Source organism: Rhizorhabdus wittichii (genome assembly GCF_017607425.1).
Taxonomy (GTDB): domain Bacteria; phylum Pseudomonadota; class Alphaproteobacteria; order Sphingomonadales; family Sphingomonadaceae; genus Rhizorhabdus; species Rhizorhabdus wittichii.
In genome coordinates this window covers 5,115,764-5,132,529 of record NZ_CP059319.1, presented here as the reverse complement: position 1 = coordinate 5,132,529, position 16,766 = coordinate 5,115,764, and the positions used below count along the sequence as shown (strand labels likewise).

Below are 16,766 nucleotides of genomic sequence, written 5' to 3'. Positions count from 1 at the left end.
CCTCCCGGGTCAGAGCATCGTGCTGCCGCCGTTGACGCTGATCACCTGGCCGGTGACGAACGACGCCTCGGGCGATGCGAGGTAGAAGACCATCGACGCCACCTCGTCGGGCTCGCCGGAGCGGCCCTTCGGGATCACCGACAGGAACTGGTCGATCAGCGGATTGCCCTTGGCGGTCTCGGCCTCGACCTGCGGGGTCCGGATCATGCAGGGGGCGACCGTGTTGATGGTGATGTCCTTGCCGGCGAATTCGCGGGCGAGCCCGGTCGTCAGGCCGTGCATGCCGCCTTTGGCGGCGTTGTACATGGCGTGCGCCCACAGGCCGTTGCGGACCGAATCCGCCCCCATGTTGACGATCCGTCCATAATCCTGGGCGACCATCAGCGGCAGCACCTCGCGCGTGCACCACAGGCAGGTCCACAGGTTGCGGTCGATCGTCGTCCGCATCGTCGCCGGCGTATGATCGGCGAAGGGCATGATGATGCCGCCGCCCGCATTGTTGACCAGCACGTCGACCCGGCTATGGGCATCGCGCGCCGCGCCGACGAAATCGGCCGCGACCTGCTCGTCGCTCAGGTCGCCGCTGGTCAGGATCGCGTCGGGCGCGATCGCCGCCGCCACCGTCGCCAGCGCGCCGGCGTCGATGTCGGCCAGCACCAGCCGGCTTCCCGCCGCGGCGAAGCGGCGCACGATCGCCTGGCCGATCGCGCTGGCCGCGCCGGTGACGAGGACGACGGGCCCCTCCCCGCTCACGCCGCGCTCTCCGCCGGCAGGCGCTCGATCTCGCCATGCTTGCCGAACTCGGGATCGGGGACCGCCGCCCAGGAATCGAGCGATTCGAGCTTGGCCGGCAGCAGCCGCGCCTCGCGCGCGCCGACCTCGGGAAACTCCTCCATGCCGAAGCTGTATTCGACGGTCATCCCGTCGGGATCGAGGAAGTAGAGGAAGATCGAGTCCGACGGCGGATGCCGGCCCGGACCATAGACGATCTTCACCCCGTTGGCCTTCACCCGGTGATAGGCGCGGCCGATGTCGTCGATGTTCGAGACCATGAAGTTGACATGGTTGAGCCCGATGCGCGTTCCCCCGCCGACGCCCAGCGAATGGTGCAGCGGATTGGGGAAGCAGCGCATGAAGCTGACGATGTTGTCGACCCGGTCCGACACGCGGAAGTTCATATGCTCGCGCAGGAAGGCCTCGGTGGCGGGCCGGTCGGTGCTGCTCAGCACGATATGGCCGAGCCGCTGGATGTCGGTATGGCTCGGCACGAACGGCGCCAGCTCGGCCATCGTCGCATAGAATTCGAAGGTGACGCCGGTGGTCGGCTCGCTGATCCGGAACGCCTCCTCGATCCCCAGGTCGCGGCATTCCGCCGCGTCCACCGCGCGCGGCGCCAGTCCGATCTCCGCGAAATGCGCGCGCGCCGCCTCCAGCGCGTCGCGGCTCTCCATCTGCCAGGCGGCGCGCTTCACACCGGGCACGTCGCCGCGCACCAGCAACAGGTCGTGATGCTTGTCGCTGCAGCGCAGATAGACGCGATCGGTGCCGCCCGCGCCGTCGTCGGTCAGCCCGAGGACATCGGTGTAGAAGGCGCGCGACCGTTCGAGATCGCTGACGTTGAGCGCCAGATAGCCGAGGCGGCGATAGCGGATGTTCGAAACCGACATGGGAAATCCCCTCGCCAACCGGTCAGACGATGATGCTGACGCGCCCGTGCGGACGCAGGCTGCTCATGTCGAGCATGCTGCGCTTCGACACGATCCTCAGCCCGTCCGCCTGGACGCGAATGCGGTGGAAATGGTGGCCGAAATAGCAATCGGTCACGTCGTTCTTGGCCCGGTAGGTCACGAACACCGAGCGGACCAGCACCTCGTCGCCCTCCGCCTCGACGATGCGGACGTTGGAGATGCTGTGCGCGGTGCGCGAGCGGGGCCATTCGGAATGGGCGCCCGGCTTCTTCAGCCGGCGCACGCGATGCTGGAGCCGCGCATAATCGTCAGCGACCAGGAAAAGCTGGTCGGCCGAGTCCGCGTCGTCGTCCGCCCGGGTGGTGGGCACGTCATAGGTCGCGCCCTCGGCGAACAGTGCCAGCCATTCGTCGAGCTTCCATTCGTCGAGCAGCTCCGCCTCCAGATAGAGGAAGTCCTCGATCTCCGATCGCGTGGGCGTCCCGCCCTGCCGATCCGCCGGCGCGCCGGCGCGTTCGATGGTCGCCATGCCGCTCACCCCGCCTTCGCCACGCGGCGATCCCATTCGCGCCAGAAGGCGCGCATCTGCGCCTCGTCGTCGGCCAGCGGCTCGTCCCGGAGCATCCCGCGCGAGATGTCGTTCCAGCCGGCCGCCGCGCGGTTGCGGTAGGAACGCTGGCAGGATTCGAGCGCCTCGACGTCGTCGGGCGTCGCGAAACCGCCCGGCCCCAGGAATTCGAGGAAATTGTCGAGCCGGCGCTTGCGGAAATGGCGCGCCTCGCCCTTGGGCGCGAGCGCCCAGCTGTTGACGTTCATATAGTCGGGCTGCTCCGGGTAGAAGGTCCGGACGGTGATCGCCATGATGTCGTTGATCACGAGGTTGGGGAAGATCAGCAGGTTGCGGTTGCCATAGGCGACCTGCTCGGCCCGCTCCTTGCCGAGCCGCTTCTCCAGCTCCGCGTAGATCGCCGCGATCTCCTCGCGGCCATCCTCGCCCCAGGCGGGAATCCATTGCGCGACCGGGCGGCCCCAGGGGGCGGGGCCCTCGATCACGGCATGGCCGTTGCCCAGGTCGTAGGCGCGCGAGATATTGCCGCGCGACGGGAACAGCTCGGCCGGCCCGCCGATCGCGTCGACCAGATATTCGAGATAGGTCGAATGGGTCTCGTGCGCGTGATAGCCGTCGAAACTGTTCTCGACGAGCAGCTTCCAATTGGCGCGCACGCTATATTCCTGGATGCCGCCGACGATCTCCATACCGTCGGCGCCATGGTCGGCGACGACCTGGAGGAAGTCCTTCGCCCCGGCCAGATAGTCTTCGAGGCTCTCGGCGTTCGCGTCGAAATTGACGAACCAGAAGCCGGCATAACCGGCCAGCCTTGGCACCGCCACCAGATTGGCGCAGCCGTCCTTGTTGAAATCCTCGGGATAGGTGCCCGCCGCGAAGCGGGTGGCGAAGGCCCCGTTATTGTTGAACGACCAGCCGTGGTAGAAGCATTTGAACGAGATCGCCGATCCCTTGTCCTCCCGCACCACCGCCGCGCCGCGATGCGGGCAGCTGTTGAAGAAGGCGTGATAGTCGCCCTTGCGGTCGCGGTTGAAGACCAGGTCGCGGCCCCCGACCGCGCGGCGCACGAAATCATTGGGATTGGGCAGCTCGGACTCGTGGCCGATATAGAGCCAGCAGCGGTCGAAGATGGCCGCCCGCTCTCGCTCCAGCACGTCCTGGTCGGTGAAGGTCGTGCGCGCGACCCGGAAACTGTCGCGATCCTCGACGACCCAGGCGGTCCCGGTCGGATGCTTCTCAAATGCGGTGGCCATGGCCGCTCCTCTCGATCCTCCGGCTATTGCTGACGCTGCGGCAGGGCGACGGACAGGCCGTCCAGTCCCTCGCCCAGCTTGATCTGGCACGACAGGCGCGAATTGGGCCGGCGATCGACCGCGAATTCGAGCATCTCCTCCTCGACCTCCGAGGGCGCGCCCGTCCGGTCCATCCAGCCGTCGTCGACATAGACGTGGCAGGTCGCGCAGGAGAGCGCGCCGCCGCAATCGGCGATGATCTCGTCGACGCCATTGTTGAGGGCCGCCTCCATCAGGCTCAGCCCGGCCGCGACGTCGCAGGCCGTTTCGCTGCCATCGGGACGCTGGAACCGCACTCTCACCATCTCACCCTCCGGCGCCGGCTGCGGCGCCCTTGTCCGGTATTCGCCCGATATAAGCGTCGGCCGTCAGAAATGCAAATATTGTTTTATACATCTGCATTACTCAGCGGCGACCGCCCTCCCCCGCGTCGCGGCGTCGATTTCGGCCGGCGTCAGGCCGATCGCCGCCAGCACTTCGGCATTGTCCGCGCCGACGTCGGGCGCGAAGGCGCGCGCGTCGACCGGCGTCCCGCTCATCCGCGCGAAGCTGTTGAGCAGCTTCAGCCGGCCCAGTTCCGGCCGCCCGGGATCGTCGAACTCGACGAAGGTCTGGTTGTGCACCGCCTGCGGATCGCCCATGAACTGGTCGAGATCGTTGACCGGCGCGAAGGGCAGGTCGTTGGCGCGCGCCAGCTCGACGAACGCGGCGACGGTCATGTGCCGACACGCCTGGGCGATCTCCTGCATCAGCTCGGGCTGGTAGACGTTGCGCGCACCCGGATCGGCGAAGCGCGGGTCCTTCCGGATCGCCTCCAGACCAAAGATGTCGCAGGCGCCCTCGAAATGGCGGTCGGTCATCACGAAGCCGATCACCCAGCCGTCGGACAGCTCGAACGGATTGTAGATGCTCTTCACCCACTGCACCGGCGGCGGCGCGTCGAGGAAGGTGCGGGTATAGAAGAGCTCGGGCAGGATGAAGTTCGCATAGGCGTCCATCATCGAGATCTCGATCTTCTGCCCCGCGCCGCCCGCCTTGCGGTGGAGCAGCGCGGCGAGCATCGCCATCACCGCCGAATAGGAGGAGATCTTGTCGGCGACCGGCGACTTGATCGGCTGCGGCGGCCCGTCCCCGCCCTGGTTCGGCATCAGCCCGACCAACCCCTGGATCACCATGTCGTAGGAGGCCAGCTCGGCATAGGGGCCGTCGGGCCCGAAGCCGGTGAGCGCCGCATAGACGATGTCGGGGTTGCGCCCGGCGACCGCGTCATAGTCGAGGCCGAAAGCCTCGAGCACGTCGGGCCGGAAATTGGTGACCAGCGCGTCGGCGCCGTCGACCAGCTTGCGGGCGGCGGCGAGCCCCGCCGGGCTCTTGAGGTCGAGCGCGACGCATTTCTTGTTGCGGTTCCACTGCGCGAAGGCGGCCGAGCGCCCTTCGAAGACCGGCGGGATGCCGCGCATGATCTCCCCTTGCGGCGGCTCGATCTTGATCACTTCCGCGCCGAAATCGGCCAGCAACTGACCCGCCAGCGGCGCCGTCACCATCGTGCCCAGTTCGATCACCCGGATGCCCGAGCAGGCGCCGCCCCGCTGTCTTGCTGCCATCTCGCTCCGCTCCACTACCCCAGAATCATCGTGCCGGCCGCGCCGACAGCCCGCCGTCATGACCCTGTGGGAGAATGCAGGCACGGACGCTGTCGACAGGTTCCGTCGGCCGACTGTTATCGGACGCGCCCGAGCTTGGCAATATTTGTTTCATTCATTCACATTAATACCGCACGCGACAAAGCCACACATTGAAATGATTGTTTCAATTCGCTAGGAAGCGGCCGGCCACCCGCCTTGCAAGCCGCGCCGGCATGCTGCAAGGTGCGGGGCTGCGCTGTCGGCGAATGCCGCGGATTTCAGCCAAGGCCGGCGGCTAGATCGGCGTCGATCGAGAGGGTCTTCGAATGGACATTTCCGGGATCGCGATGGAGGATCGCAACCTGGTCCGGGTGATGGAGACCGCGTTGCGCGCGCGCCCGTCGCAGACCGCCATCCGCGATCCCGACCGCGCCCTGTCCTATGCGGAGCTGTGGGACGAGGGGCTGCGGATCGCGGGCGGGCTGGGCCGGCTCGGCCTCGGCCGCCAGCAGCCGATCCTGCTGATGCTCGACAACCATGTCGACAATGGCCTGCTGTGGATGGGCATCGGCCTGAGCGCGCGGATCGAGGTGTCGGTCAACACCGCCTATCGCGGCCAGATGCTGGCCTACATCATCGCCGATTCGCAGGCGACCGTGGCTGTGGTCGAGGAACATTATCTCGGCCGGCTCGTCGAGATCGCCGCGGATATCCCAGCGCTCCGCGCCGTCATCGTCCGCCGCGGCGCCGACACCGACGACGACAGCCGCCGCCGCGCCGCGCAACTCTGGGCGATCAGCGATTTCGCCGAGCTTTCCGCCGCCCCGCCGGCGTCCCCCGAGCATGTCGCCCCCTGGGAGCTGTTCAGCTTCTCCTATACCTCGGGCACGACGGGGCGCTCCAAGGGGGTGCTGTGCCCGCATGCCCATGCCTTCGGACAGGCGACCTCGGACGGGCTCGGCACCACGCTGCCGGGGGAGGTCCGCTTCGTGGTGCTGCCGCAATTCCACGCCGCCGGGCGCTGGGGCGGCATCTACAACGCGCTGATCCACCAGGGCACCGCCCATGTCGCGCACGGCTTCAGCGCCTCGCGCTATTGGGAGCAGGCCCGCGCGGCCGGGGCCCGCACCAGCCAGCTCGTCGGCACCATGGCCGAATTCCTCCACCTCCAGCCCGAACGCGCCTCCGACCGCGAGCACGGGCTGCGCGAGATCTGCATCCTGCCGCTGCCGCGCTTCTTCGCCGCCTGGCGCGAGCGCTTCGGGGTGCGGCTGCTCACCGCCTATGGCTCGACCGAATCCGGCGCGATCATCTTCAACGCCGACGCCCGGTCGACCAGCGTCGGCCGGCCGCGCGACGGCTATGACATCCGCATCTTCGATCCCAACGACATCGAGCTGCCGCCCGGCGAGGTGGGCGAGGCGGTGCTCCGCCCGAGCCAGCCCTGGACCACCTCGATCGGCTATCTCGGCCGCGACGAGGAGACCGCGGCGCTCTGGCGCAACGGCTGGCTGCACACCGGCGACGCGCTGTATCGCGACGAGGAGGGCAATTTCTTCTTCGTCGACCGGCTCGACGACGCGATCCGCCGGCGCGGCGAGAACATCTCCTCGGTGGAGGTCGAGCTGCACGTCTGCGCCCATCCTGCGGTCGCCGAATGCGCCGCCGTGGCCGTGCCGAGCGAGTTCGCCGAGGACGAGATCAAGATCGCGGTGACGCTGCGCCCCGGACAGAGCCTGTCCGAGCCGGCGCTGCTCGATTTCCTCGACGGCACGATGCCGGGCTTCATGGTGCCGCGCTATGTCCGCATGCTCGCCGAGCTGCCCAAGACGGCGACCTCCAAGGTCCGCAAGACCGAAATCCGCAAGGCCGGCGTCATCGGCTGCTGGGACCGGGCGACCGGCGCTTTCGTCACCGCCCCGTCCGACGGGGACCAGGGGGCGCCGGTCGCGCCGCACCATGGAAAGGAACCGGTATGAAGCCATTGGGCGTAGGGCTGATCGGCGCCAATCCCGATCGCGGCTGGGCGATCAGTTCGCACCTGCCGGCGCTGCTGAACGGCGGCGCGGACGGCGACGTCCGGCTGGTGGCGGCGGGCACCTCGCGCCCCGAGACGGCGAAGCGGGCCGAGGAGAAATTCGGCGTGCCGGGCTATGCCGATTATCGCGACCTGATCCGCGATCCCGCGGTCGACATCGTCACGGTGTCGGTGAAGCTGCCTCTGCATCACGAGATCGTCTCGGCCGCGCTCGACGCGGGCAAGCATGTCTATTGCGAATGGCCGCTCGCCCGGACCCTCGACGAGGCCGAGGACCTGGCCGCGCGCGCCAGGGCGTCTGGCAGCCACAGCATGATCGGCCTCCAGTCGCGCGCCTCGCCCGCGCTCGACCAGCTCGCCGCGCTGATCGGCGACGGCTATGTCGGCGAGATCCTCGGCGTGTCGGTGGTCGCCTCGGGCTTCGGCTGGGGCGGCGCGATCGACGCGGGCAACGCCTATCTGTTCGACGCCGACAACGGCGCGACCCTGCTGACGATCACCGGCGGCCATCTGCTCGACGCCGTCGCCCGCGCCTGCGGCGAGATCGAGGCGGTCAGCGCCTATCTTCCGACCCGCCGCTCGCGCGTGGCGGTGCTGCCGCCCGCCGAGCTGGCGCGCTACCGCGCGTTCGAGGCGGTGGTGGCCTTTCCCGAGGCGGGCGACACGCCGGCCGCCTCCGCCGACGTCATCGACGCGGCCGAGAGCTTCCGGCCGACCTCGCCCGACCAGGTGGCGATCACCGCGCGGCTCGCCGGCGGCGCGCCGCTCTCGGTCCATATCCGCGGCGGGCTGCAGCGCTCGACCGGCCTGATGATCGAAGTGATCGGCACCGAGGGGGAATTGCGCCTGACCGGCCCGGCGGGGGTGATCCAGATGGTGCCGCTGGCCTTGTCCGGTGCCCGGGGCGCGACCCGCGCGCTCGAGCCGATCGCGGTGGCGGAGGACCCGCGCGACGCGCTGGGGCCGATCTCGGCCAATCTGGCGCGGCTCTATGCCGCCTTCGCCCGCGATATCCGCCAAGGCACCCGCACCGTCGCCGATTTCGGCCTCGCGGCGCGCCACCAGCGGCTGATGGAAGCGATCCGGTCCGCCGGGGAAAGCGGCCGATGGACCGCCGCCACCTAATTTAAGACATTTGTTTTTTCCTGCTTGCGGATTCATGGCTTTGTTTTATTGTCGCCGCGAAAGGGCGGCGCGACAGGCTCGCGCTCGCCGGAGAAGCAGCGAGTAAGCCATGCATCCGAGCATCCACGCGGTCGCGAACGGGGACAAGCCGGCCTTCATCACCGCCGAGACCGGCGAGGTCGTCACCTATCGGCAGCTCGACCGGCGCTCCAACCAGGGCGCGCACCTCTTCCGCGAGGCGGGCCTGCAAACCGGCGACATGGTCGCGCTGTTCCTGACCAACGGGCCGCGCTTCCTGGAGACGGTGTGGGCGGCGCAGCGCTCGGGGCTCTATTATGTCTGCATGCCGGTGCGGCTGACCGCCTCTGAGCTTCGCTACATGATCGAGGATGCGGGCGCCAAGGCGCTGGTCTTCTCCGCCGGCCTCGCCGACACGGTGCGCGAGGCGGTCGACGGCCTCGGCGATCTGGCGCTGTTCGCCACCGACGGCGAGGCCGGTTTCGCGCGGAGCTTCGAACGGCTCCGCGACGCGATGCCCGACACCCCGATCGCCGACGAGGCGCCGGGCCAGGACATGCTCTATTCGTCCGGCACCACCGGCCATCCCAAGGGCATCAAGCGCCCCCGCCCGGCCGGCGGCATCGACGAGCCGACCCCGGTGACCAACCTCGCCCGCAGCCTCTACGGCATGGACGCGGACAGCATCTATCTCTGCCCCGCGCCGCTCTATCATTCGGCGCCGCTGCGCTATTCGATGTCGGTCAACCAGCTTGGCGGCACCGTGATCGTGATGACGAAGTTCGATCCGGAGGAAGCGCTGCGGCTGATCGAGCGGCACCGCGTCACCCATGCGCAATGGGTGCCGACCCATTTCGTGCGGATGCTGAAGCTGCCCGAGGCGGTCCGCGAGCGCTACGACCATTCGTCGCTGCGCAGCACCTTCCACGCCGCGGCGCCCTGCCCGGTCGAGATCAAGCAGGCGATGATCGACTGGTGGGGGCCGATCGTCCACGAATATTATTCGAGCACCGAGCTGAACGGCTTCACCGCCGCCACGGCGGAGGAATGGCTCGCCCACAAGGGCACGGTCGGCCGCGCGATCATCGGCGAGATCCGCATCTGCGACGAGAATGACGATCCGCTGCCGCCGCGCCGCGAGGGGATGGTCTATTTCGAGAAGGGCAACCCGATCGAATATCACAACGATCCTGAGAAGACCGCCGCGGCCTATAACCGCCATGGCTGGACCTCGGTGGGCGACATCGGCTGGGTCGACGAGGAGGGCTATCTCTACCTCACCGACCGGCAGAGCTTCATGATCATCTCGGGCGGGGTCAACATCTACCCGCAGGAGATCGAGAACCTGCTGGTCACCCATCCGCGTGTCGCCGATGCGGCGGTGATCGGCGCGCCCGATCCCGATCTCGGCGAGCGGGTGGTCGCGGTGGTGCAGCCGCTCGACTGGTCCGACGCCGGCGACGCGCTGGCCGCCGAGCTGGACACCTTCCTACGGAAGGGCCTGAGCCCGGTGAAGATGCCCAAGCGGATCGAGTTCATGCGCGAGCTGCCGCGCCAGCCGACCGGCAAATTGTTCAAGCGGCTGATCCGCGACCGCTTCCGCGAAGCCGCCGCCGCGCCCGCCGCCTGACCGACCTCGCGGCGGCGCCGCCGTCCGCTGCTGGAGAAGCCGATGCTCGACATGTCCGCCCGTTTCGCCTTCGACGAGGACCACGCGCTGTTCCGCGACAGCGTCCGCAAGATGCTGGAGCGGGAGCTGCTGCCCAACCTCGATCGCTTCGAGGAGGAGGGGATCGTCAGCCGGCAGTTCTGGCTGGCGTGCGGCGAGGCCGGCATGCTCTGCCCCAACGTGTCGCCCGATTATGGCGGGCTGGGCCTCGACTTCGGCTACAACGCCGTGATCGACGAGGAACTCGCCTATGCGGGCTCCTCGGCAGGGGTTCCGCTCCAGAACGACATCACCGCCGAATATGTCCAGTCCTACGGATCGGAGGAGCAGAAGCGCCGCTACCTGCCGAAGATGGTCAGCGGCGAATGCATCAGCGCGATCGCGATGACCGAGCCGGCGACGGGCTCCGACCTCCAGGCGATCCGGACGACGGCGCGGAGGTCGGGCGACCGCTATGTCATCAACGGCGCCAAGACCTACGTCACCAACGGCCAGAACGCCGACGTGGTGATCGTCGCGGCGAAGACCGATCCCGGGCTCGGCGCGCGGGGCCTGTCGCTGATCCTGGTCGACGCCGACACGCCCGGCTTCGCGCGCGGACGCAACCTCGACAAGATCGGCCTGTGGTCGGCCGACACCTCCGAACTGTTCTTCAACGACGTCGAGGTGCCGGTTGCCAACCGGCTCGGCGAGGAAGGACGCGGCTTCGCCTATCTGATGAGCCAGCTCCCGCAGGAACGGCTGTCGATCGCCACCTCCGCCCAGGCCGCCGCGCAGCGCGCGTTCGACGAGGCGCTGGCCTTCGTCAAGGACCGCACGGCGTTCGGCCAGCCGATCTTCGAGTTCCAGAACACCAAATTCACCCTCGCCGACATGAAGAGCCAGCTCCAGGTGGGCTGGGCGCATCTCGACTGGGCGATCCGCCGCCACATCGCCGGCGCGCTGACCACCGCCGAGGCGTCGGCCGCCAAGCAGTGGCACAGCGACATGCAGGGCCGCATCACCGACATGGCGCTGCAGCTCCACGGCGGCGCCGGCTACATGAACGAATATCTCATCGCCCGGCTGTGGCGCGACGCCCGCGTGACCCGGATCTTCGGCGGCACCAACGAGATCATGAAGGAGGTCGTCAGCCGGTCGCTCTGACGGAGGGCCGGTCGGCATTGGTTCGAGGAGGGCATCGATGCGTTTCCGCCATGATCCCGAGGGCCTGCGCCTGCCCGTCAAGCTCGACTCGACCACCAATGGCGAGTTCGAACCCGCCCCGCTGGCGCGGCGCGACCGCCAGGCCATCGCCCTCGCCCAGCAAAACGCGACCGAGAACGCCCGCCGCACCGGCATGAGCCGGCGGCAGTTCATGATCAGCAGTTGCGGGGCCGCCAATGTGCTGATGGCGCTCAACGCCGCCGGCGCGGCGGCCGGCGAGATCGGCGGCGTCTTCGCGCTCGCCCCCGACGCCGCCGTCGACCCGGCGGCGGCGGCCGCCACGCTCGCCTCCGACGATTTCATATTCGACGTCCAGAACCATGCGGTGAACCCGACCGGCCCGTGGCGCCGGCGGGCGAGCGGGCTGCGCCTGGCCAGGAGCATGCGGGGGGCCACCGACGCGGGCAAGGCCTGGACCGCCGCCGACGACGAGCTCGGCTATCTGAACCTTCTGGACGGCGAGCACTACGTCAAGGACGTGTTCCTCGATTCCGACACGCAGATGGCGGTGATGAGCGTGCTTTCGGTCGACCATGACGACGAGCCGCTGCCGATCCAGGACGCGGCGGCCGTCCGTGCGCTGGTCGACCGGCTGGGGTCGGGCCGGCGGCTCCTCCTGCACGGCAAGATATTGCCCAACCATGCCGGCGACCTCGACCGGATGGAGGCCTTCAAGACGCAATGGGGCGTCTCGGCATGGAAGCTCTATACCCAGCTTCCCGGCGAAGGCAGCCGCGGCTATCGCCTCGACGACGAGGCGCTGATGACGCCCTTCGTCGAGAAGTCCCGCCGCCTCGGCATCGACATCGTCTGCGCGCATAAGGGCTTCCGGTTCGGATCGGGCGATCCCGCCTTCGCCACCTGCCACGACGTCGGCCGGGCAGCCCGGCTCTACCCCGACATGAAATTCCTCATCTACCATGGCGGCTACGACAAGGACGGCATCGAGGGCCCCTATGATCCCGACAGGGCGGAGATCGGCATCAACACGCTGGTGAAGTCGTTGCAGGACAACGGGATCGCGCCCAATAGCAACGTCTATGCCGAGCTGGGCGCGACCTGGCGCCAGCTCATGACGCGGCCCGACCAGGCCGCCCATGCCTGGGGGAAGCTGCTCAAGCATGTCGGCGAGGACAATGTCCTGTGGGGCACCGACTGCATCTGGTACGGTTCGCCACAGGACCAGATCCAGGCGTTCCGGGCGTTCCAATTCTCCGAAAGCTTCCGCGAGCGCCATGGCTATCCCGAGCTTACCCCCGCGCTGAAGGCGAAGATATTCGGGCTCAACGCCGCGCGGGTGTACAAGGTCGACGTGCCAGGCACGCGCCGGCGTCTCGATCGCGACGCCCTGTCGCTGGCCAGGGAAGGCTATCTGGCCGAAGCCGATCCCAGCTTCCTGACCTATGGTCCGAAATCGATGGCCGAGTTCCGCGCCCTCCAGCGCTCAGGACACTGAGCGGGCCGACGTCATGCGCCGTCGCGCGTCCCGGCCATCAGCGCCAGCATCTCGTCCACGGGACTGACGTCGGCGAAGGCCATGCGGCTCATCGTCCGCAGCGTGGCCTGGTGCCCTTCCTCCGACCAACTCGCATTGCCGTCCTCCGGAAAGAACACGCGATAGCTCATCTGCGCCGCGTCGCGCGCCGTGGATTCACAACAGCCATCGGTGAGGCAGCCCGAGATGATGAGCGTGTCGATGCCGCGCGCGGCGAGCACGGCCTGCGCGTCGCAGGTGCCGGGGATGAAGGCGCTGAGCCGCGTCTTGTCCATGACGAGGTCGCCGGCGCCGACGTCCAGTTCCGGCCAGAGCGCATGGGTGGGAGCGCCGCGCCGGAACGCCTCGGCGGACAGAGCCCGCTGCGCGGCCGGCATCAGCTCCTGATAGGAGGTCCAGCGCTGCGGCTCATCGGGGTCGATCGTGTAGCGCAGGAAGATGTTCAGCCCCCCGGCCGCGCGCAGCGCCGCCGAGACGCGGTTGACGGCCGGGACGATCGCCCGCGCCGCCGCGACCTCGAACGGCGCCCCGCGCTCCAGGAACCCGACCTGCAGGTCGATCGCCAGATGCGCGGTCCTGCGGCCGATCAGGCTGGAGAAGCGCGGGCGCGGACGGTTTTCCATCATCGCGCGGACCGGAACGGACTGGGTCATGGCGCTCCTCCCTCCCACCGGGGCCTCGATCAGACGTCGAGCTTGTAGAGCTCGCGGGTGTTGTCGCGCAGGATCCAGTTCCTCTCCTGATCGGACAGATGCCTGGCATGCTCGGCCAGCAGCGCCTGGCTGTGCGGCCAGGTGGCGTCGCTGTGCGGGAAGTCGTTGGCCCACAGCAGGCGGCGCGGATTCATCAGATGCGCCACCTTGAACGCGACCCAGTCGTCCTGGAAGGTCAGATAGACATTCTCGTGGAAATAATGGCTGGGCTTCTCCTTCAGGTCCGCGCCGGCCTTCAGCCAGTAGCGATGCTTCTCCCATGCATGGTCCATGCGATAGGCGAAATGCGGCGCCCAGCCGGCATCGCCCTCGACGCCCACCAGCTTCAGCCTGGGATGCCGTTCGAAGATGCCGCTCAGCACGAACATGCCGATCAGGTCCTGGTTGGCGCGGATCACCGAGTTGAAGCGGTTCATCGCCGGGCCGCGAGTGACGCCGCCGGCCCGCAGCCCCTCGCTGTCCTTGCCGCCCGCGAACACATGGAAGTTGATCGGCAGGTCGAGCTCCTCGATCGCGCTCCACAGCGGCTCGAAGCTCGGATGGTCATAATCCTCGTCGGTCCCCGGCATGCCGGGGAAGATCACGCCGCGGAAGCCCTGGTCCTTGAAGCGGCGCACCTCCCTGATCGTCTCCTCGACCGAGATCACCGAGGTGCAGGGAAGGCAGATCAGCCGGTCGGGGGCCGGTTCCTGGAATTCGAGGATCCAGCGATTATAGGCGTCGAAGCAGGCGCGCTTGTAGTCGGCGTCCGGATGGTTGGCGAGCAGCATCGCCACGGTGGGAAAGATGATCTCCGCCACGACGCCGTCGCGATCCTGGTCGGCCAGCCGGGCCTTGCCGTCCCAGCCGCCGCGGTGGATCTCGCTGAACAGCATGTTGGCGTCCTCGAGGAATTTCGGGTCCTTGCCGGCCGCCGCCATGCGGCCATAGGGCACGTCGGTCTTCATGCCGGGGATCACATAGACCTCGCCGCTGCCTTCCTTGCGGATCATGTGCGGCGCCCGGTCGCGATAGCGCGGCTCCAGATGGTCGACGAACAGGTTCGGCGGCTCCGTCACATGGGAGTCGGCGGAGATCGCGCCCGTCCTCGTCAAAGTCGCTTCCATGGTCCTTCTCCTTTCGCGATTCCATGATCGCCCGTTCCGCCCCAGGGGCACGGGCCTCGCTTCATTCCGCCCGGTCGCGCAGCGCCCGTTGCGCCTCGTGGGAAACGGGCGCGGCCAGCCCGCCCACCAGGCAGTCGATCAGTCCTTCGACGTGGAAATCCGTCTCTTCCCGGTCGCCCCGCGCCTCGATGGCGGCGAGGCCGGAGACGATCTGCAGCCGCAGCAGCCGCAACCGCATCCGCACGATCTTTGGCGGCAGATAGGCGAGCAGCGCTTCCAGCGCGCCGGCCACCTTCCAGCCCGTCACCCAGAGCGCGCCCGGCTCCTGGAGGGCGTTGCGCTGGATGAACAGCGGCTCGTCGCGCAGCAGCCTCTCCAGGAAGCGCAGGCTGTAATTCCCCTCGGCGCGCGGCCGGAGCTCCTCGGCGAAGGGATGAACCCAGGCGCCGACCAGCGCCCGCGCCTCGGTGAGCCGATGCTCGCCCTCCAACCGCTCCATGATCGCCAGCCGGCGGCGGTTGATCAGGCTCATCCGATGCTCGAACACCGCCTCGACCAGGCCGTCGCGCGATCCGAAATGATAATGGACCGCCGAGGCGTTGCGGTGGCCGGCCGCCTCGTGGACCTGCCGCAGCGACACGCTTTCGAGGCCGAAATCGGCGAACAGGCGCTCCGCCGCCAGGATCAGCGACAGCCGGCTTCCACCGATTTCCTGGACGACGCCCATGCAATCGCCTTCCATTAAAATATGCCCGATTCGACTCGTGATACGATTGTTTTAGCCTATTCCGGCGCGAGGATCGAGAAAAAATTAATCCAGACCGATTATTTTGACGATCAGCCAGCCGCTCGCAGGTCGAAATAGGTGGTGAAGCGCCGCCGATCGAACAGCCAGCGCCCGTCGACGCGGGCGAAATCATCCTCATAGACGCCACTGAACACATGGACGCCGCTGCCGCGCTTGTGGCCGGTCAGGGTCGAGACCCCGGTCGCCCGGTCGCCGGCCAGGTCGAAGATCATGTTGCCGACCAGCGGCACCACCTCGCCATGGCCGCTCGCCGACCGGGCATAGAAGCGCGCCAGTTCCTCCCGCCCCCGCAGCTGCTGGTTGCGCCCCTCGAACGCGCCGTCGGCGGTGAACAGCGCGGGCACCTCGGCGCCGCGCCCCTGACCGACCAGCCAGGCATAGCGCGCCACCAGCTCGCCCAGCGCGATCTTGTCGGCTATCGCGGCGAGGTCCGGCGCGGCCCCGCTCACGCGGCGTCCCGCGCCGGCGCCCGGGAATAGCCGAGCATCGCCCGCGCCTCGTCGGGCGTGGCGATCTCGCGGCCGACCGCCCGGGCGACAGCGGCCATGCGCCGCACCATCTCGACATTGCTGAGCTGCTCGCCGTCCCATTCGGGCTTGTCGCCCAGGCCGGTGCGGATATGGCCGCCCATCGCCACCGCCAGCACATTGAGCTCGCGATGCGTGTCGCCATGGGCGGGGTCGTGCACGAAGGTCGTGTAATTGTGCGGGAACCATTCGTAGCGGATGTGCGGCGGGAACATGTCGAGCAGCGACAGGACGCCGGCCGCGTCGGGCATCGGGCCGTAGGGCACCGAATCCGACATGTTCAGATGCACCATGATCGGCTCCTTGAGCAGCCCCATCTCATGGTACATCAGCAGGTGGCGGACATGGCCGGGCTCACGGACGATGAAGCCGGGCTGGAGGCCGCTTTCCAGGCACCAGGCGAGGAACTGGCTCATCTGCTCATGGGTGTGCGAGCTGACCCGGTCATAGACGAAGCGGCCCGCCTTGAAGTCGTAGCGCCCGATATTGGTCGCCCCGACATGGAGGACGAAGGTCTCCAGCCCGATGTCGGGCATCGCGCGCAGCGCCTTCACATGCGGATGCATGCCGCGCTCGGCCTCCTCGCGGCCGGCGGCGCCGGGATAGGTGTAGGTCGGATAGGGGATGACGTCGCATTTGGCGCGGATCAGCCGCATCGTCTCGGCATAATGCTCGGCGCTGCCGGCGAGGCTGGAATCATAGCTGCCGTCGTCGGGCTTGTCGGGCACGCGGTTGTGGAAATGGATGATCGACGCGCCCTCCCGATAGCATTGGTAGGCATCCTCGGCGATCTCCTCCGGAGTGAGCGGGACATGGGGATTCTCGCGGCGCACGACCGTCTCGTTCAGCGCCACCTCGATGATCACCTTCTTCTTCATGCCTCTCTCC

General features: G+C 68.1%; 16 protein-coding genes. 5 read left to right on the top strand and 11 right to left on the bottom strand.

Annotated features, from left to right (window positions below):
- Window positions 1-9: 9 nt before the first annotated feature.
- From HRJ34_RS24565 to HRJ34_RS24540, 6 genes are all read right to left on the bottom strand, one after another.
- Window positions 10-753, bottom strand: coding sequence for an SDR family oxidoreductase (locus HRJ34_RS24565; RefSeq protein WP_208632713.1), 744 nt, complete (start codon window positions 751-753; stop codon window positions 10-12).
- On the bottom strand, window positions 750-1,667 hold the full coding sequence (locus tag HRJ34_RS24560; RefSeq protein WP_208632712.1) for a VOC family protein: 918 nt from the start codon (window positions 1,665-1,667) through the stop codon (window positions 750-752). The genes HRJ34_RS24565 and HRJ34_RS24560 overlap by 4 nt, the downstream gene beginning before the upstream one ends.
- A 22-nt stretch (window positions 1,668-1,689) precedes the next feature.
- A complete protein-coding gene (locus tag HRJ34_RS24555; RefSeq protein WP_029994774.1) occupies window positions 1,690-2,217 on the bottom strand; it encodes an aromatic-ring-hydroxylating dioxygenase subunit beta in 528 nt (175 codons plus the stop codon).
- A 5-nt stretch (window positions 2,218-2,222) separates the two neighbouring features.
- Window positions 2,223-3,509 (bottom strand): aromatic ring-hydroxylating oxygenase subunit alpha, encoded by a 1,287-nt coding sequence (locus HRJ34_RS24550; protein ID WP_011952598.1) that lies wholly within the window; start codon window positions 3,507-3,509, stop codon window positions 2,223-2,225.
- 23 nt (window positions 3,510-3,532) lie between these two features.
- Complete coding sequence (locus HRJ34_RS24545) at window positions 3,533-3,853, bottom strand: 2Fe-2S iron-sulfur cluster-binding protein (RefSeq protein ID WP_011952599.1); 321 nt, start codon at window positions 3,851-3,853, stop codon at window positions 3,533-3,535.
- A 96-nt stretch (window positions 3,854-3,949) separates the two neighbouring features.
- The gene (locus HRJ34_RS24540) at window positions 3,950-5,152 is read right to left on the bottom strand and encodes a CaiB/BaiF CoA transferase family protein (RefSeq protein ID WP_029994773.1); all 1,203 of its coding nucleotides are present in this window, start codon (window positions 5,150-5,152) and stop codon (window positions 3,950-3,952) included.
- Window positions 5,153-5,499: 347 nt separating this feature from the next.
- On the opposite strand from HRJ34_RS24540, the gene HRJ34_RS24535 reads away from it, so the two are divergent.
- The 5 genes from HRJ34_RS24535 (at window position 5,500) to HRJ34_RS24515 (ending at window position 12,685) form a co-directional block, all read left to right on the top strand.
- Complete coding sequence (locus HRJ34_RS24535) at window positions 5,500-7,152, top strand: AMP-binding protein (RefSeq protein WP_208632711.1); 1,653 nt, start codon at window positions 5,500-5,502, stop codon at window positions 7,150-7,152.
- Entirely contained in the window at window positions 7,149-8,336 is a 1,188-nt protein-coding gene (locus HRJ34_RS24530; RefSeq protein ID WP_208632710.1) for a Gfo/Idh/MocA family protein, read from the top strand. Before HRJ34_RS24535 ends, HRJ34_RS24530 begins: the two co-directional genes overlap by 4 nt.
- A gap of 109 nt (window positions 8,337-8,445) precedes the next feature.
- Window positions 8,446-9,984: an acyl-CoA synthetase gene (locus HRJ34_RS24525; RefSeq protein WP_208632709.1), complete on the top strand. Its 1,539-nt coding sequence runs from the start codon at window positions 8,446-8,448 to the stop codon at window positions 9,982-9,984.
- A gap of 42 nt (window positions 9,985-10,026) precedes the next feature.
- Window positions 10,027-11,169, top strand: a complete 1,143-nt coding sequence (locus HRJ34_RS24520) for an acyl-CoA dehydrogenase family protein (protein WP_029994769.1) — start codon at window positions 10,027-10,029, stop codon at window positions 11,167-11,169.
- Between the two features lie 37 nt (window positions 11,170-11,206).
- Window positions 11,207-12,685, top strand: coding sequence for an amidohydrolase family protein (locus HRJ34_RS24515; protein WP_226948934.1), 1,479 nt, complete (start codon window positions 11,207-11,209; stop codon window positions 12,683-12,685).
- Window positions 12,686-12,696: 11 nt separating this feature from the next.
- On the opposite strand, the gene HRJ34_RS24510 is transcribed toward HRJ34_RS24515, so the two are convergent.
- From HRJ34_RS24510 to HRJ34_RS24490, 5 genes are all read right to left on the bottom strand, one after another.
- Window positions 12,697-13,377, bottom strand: a complete 681-nt coding sequence (locus tag HRJ34_RS24510) for a cysteine hydrolase family protein (RefSeq protein WP_208632708.1) — start codon at window positions 13,375-13,377, stop codon at window positions 12,697-12,699.
- 29 nt (window positions 13,378-13,406) lie between these two features.
- Window positions 13,407-14,543: an amidohydrolase family protein gene (locus HRJ34_RS24505; protein ID WP_029994767.1), complete on the bottom strand. Its 1,137-nt coding sequence runs from the start codon at window positions 14,541-14,543 to the stop codon at window positions 13,407-13,409.
- 61 nt (window positions 14,544-14,604) lie between these two features.
- Window positions 14,605-15,270, bottom strand: coding sequence for a TetR/AcrR family transcriptional regulator (locus tag HRJ34_RS24500; protein WP_226948933.1), 666 nt, complete (start codon window positions 15,268-15,270; stop codon window positions 14,605-14,607).
- Between the two features lie 110 nt (window positions 15,271-15,380).
- A complete protein-coding gene (locus tag HRJ34_RS24495) occupies window positions 15,381-15,800 on the bottom strand; it encodes a nuclear transport factor 2 family protein (protein ID WP_011952609.1) in 420 nt (139 codons plus the stop codon).
- On the bottom strand, window positions 15,797-16,756 hold the full coding sequence (locus HRJ34_RS24490) for a BKACE family enzyme (protein ID WP_208632706.1): 960 nt from the start codon (window positions 16,754-16,756) through the stop codon (window positions 15,797-15,799). The genes HRJ34_RS24495 and HRJ34_RS24490 overlap by 4 nt, the downstream gene beginning before the upstream one ends.
- Window positions 16,757-16,766 lie beyond the last annotated feature (10 nt).

What these genes read in the sequence shown, in the direction of transcription:
- HRJ34_RS24560 (WP_208632712.1), bottom strand. Translation starts at nt 1,667, where the DNA reads ATGTCGGTTTCGAACATCCGCTATCGCCGCCTCGGCTATCTGGCGCTC.
- HRJ34_RS24555 (WP_029994774.1), bottom strand. Translation starts at nt 2,217, where the DNA reads ATGGCGACCATCGAACGCGCCGGCGCGCCGGCGGATCGGCAGGGCGGG.
- HRJ34_RS24550 (WP_011952598.1), bottom strand. Translation starts at nt 3,509, where the DNA reads ATGGCCACCGCATTTGAGAAGCATCCGACCGGGACCGCCTGGGTCGTC.
- HRJ34_RS24545 (WP_011952599.1), bottom strand. Translation starts at nt 3,853, where the DNA reads ATGGTGAGAGTGCGGTTCCAGCGTCCCGATGGCAGCGAAACGGCCTGC.
- HRJ34_RS24540 (WP_029994773.1), bottom strand. Translation starts at nt 5,152, where the DNA reads ATGGCAGCAAGACAGCGGGGCGGCGCCTGCTCGGGCATCCGGGTGATC.
- HRJ34_RS24535 (WP_208632711.1), top strand. Translation starts at nt 5,500, where the DNA reads ATGGACATTTCCGGGATCGCGATGGAGGATCGCAACCTGGTCCGGGTG.
- HRJ34_RS24530 (WP_208632710.1), top strand. Translation starts at nt 7,149, where the DNA reads ATGAAGCCATTGGGCGTAGGGCTGATCGGCGCCAATCCCGATCGCGGC.
- HRJ34_RS24525 (WP_208632709.1), top strand. Translation starts at nt 8,446, where the DNA reads ATGCATCCGAGCATCCACGCGGTCGCGAACGGGGACAAGCCGGCCTTC.
- HRJ34_RS24520 (WP_029994769.1), top strand. Translation starts at nt 10,027, where the DNA reads ATGCTCGACATGTCCGCCCGTTTCGCCTTCGACGAGGACCACGCGCTG.
- HRJ34_RS24515 (WP_226948934.1), top strand. Translation starts at nt 11,207, where the DNA reads ATGCGTTTCCGCCATGATCCCGAGGGCCTGCGCCTGCCCGTCAAGCTC.
- HRJ34_RS24510 (WP_208632708.1), bottom strand. Translation starts at nt 13,377, where the DNA reads ATGACCCAGTCCGTTCCGGTCCGCGCGATGATGGAAAACCGTCCGCGC.
- HRJ34_RS24505 (WP_029994767.1), bottom strand. Translation starts at nt 14,543, where the DNA reads ATGGAAGCGACTTTGACGAGGACGGGCGCGATCTCCGCCGACTCCCAT.
- HRJ34_RS24500 (WP_226948933.1), bottom strand. Translation starts at nt 15,270, where the DNA reads ATGGGCGTCGTCCAGGAAATCGGTGGAAGCCGGCTGTCGCTGATCCTG.
- HRJ34_RS24490 (WP_208632706.1), bottom strand. Translation starts at nt 16,756, where the DNA reads ATGAAGAAGAAGGTGATCATCGAGGTGGCGCTGAACGAGACGGTCGTG.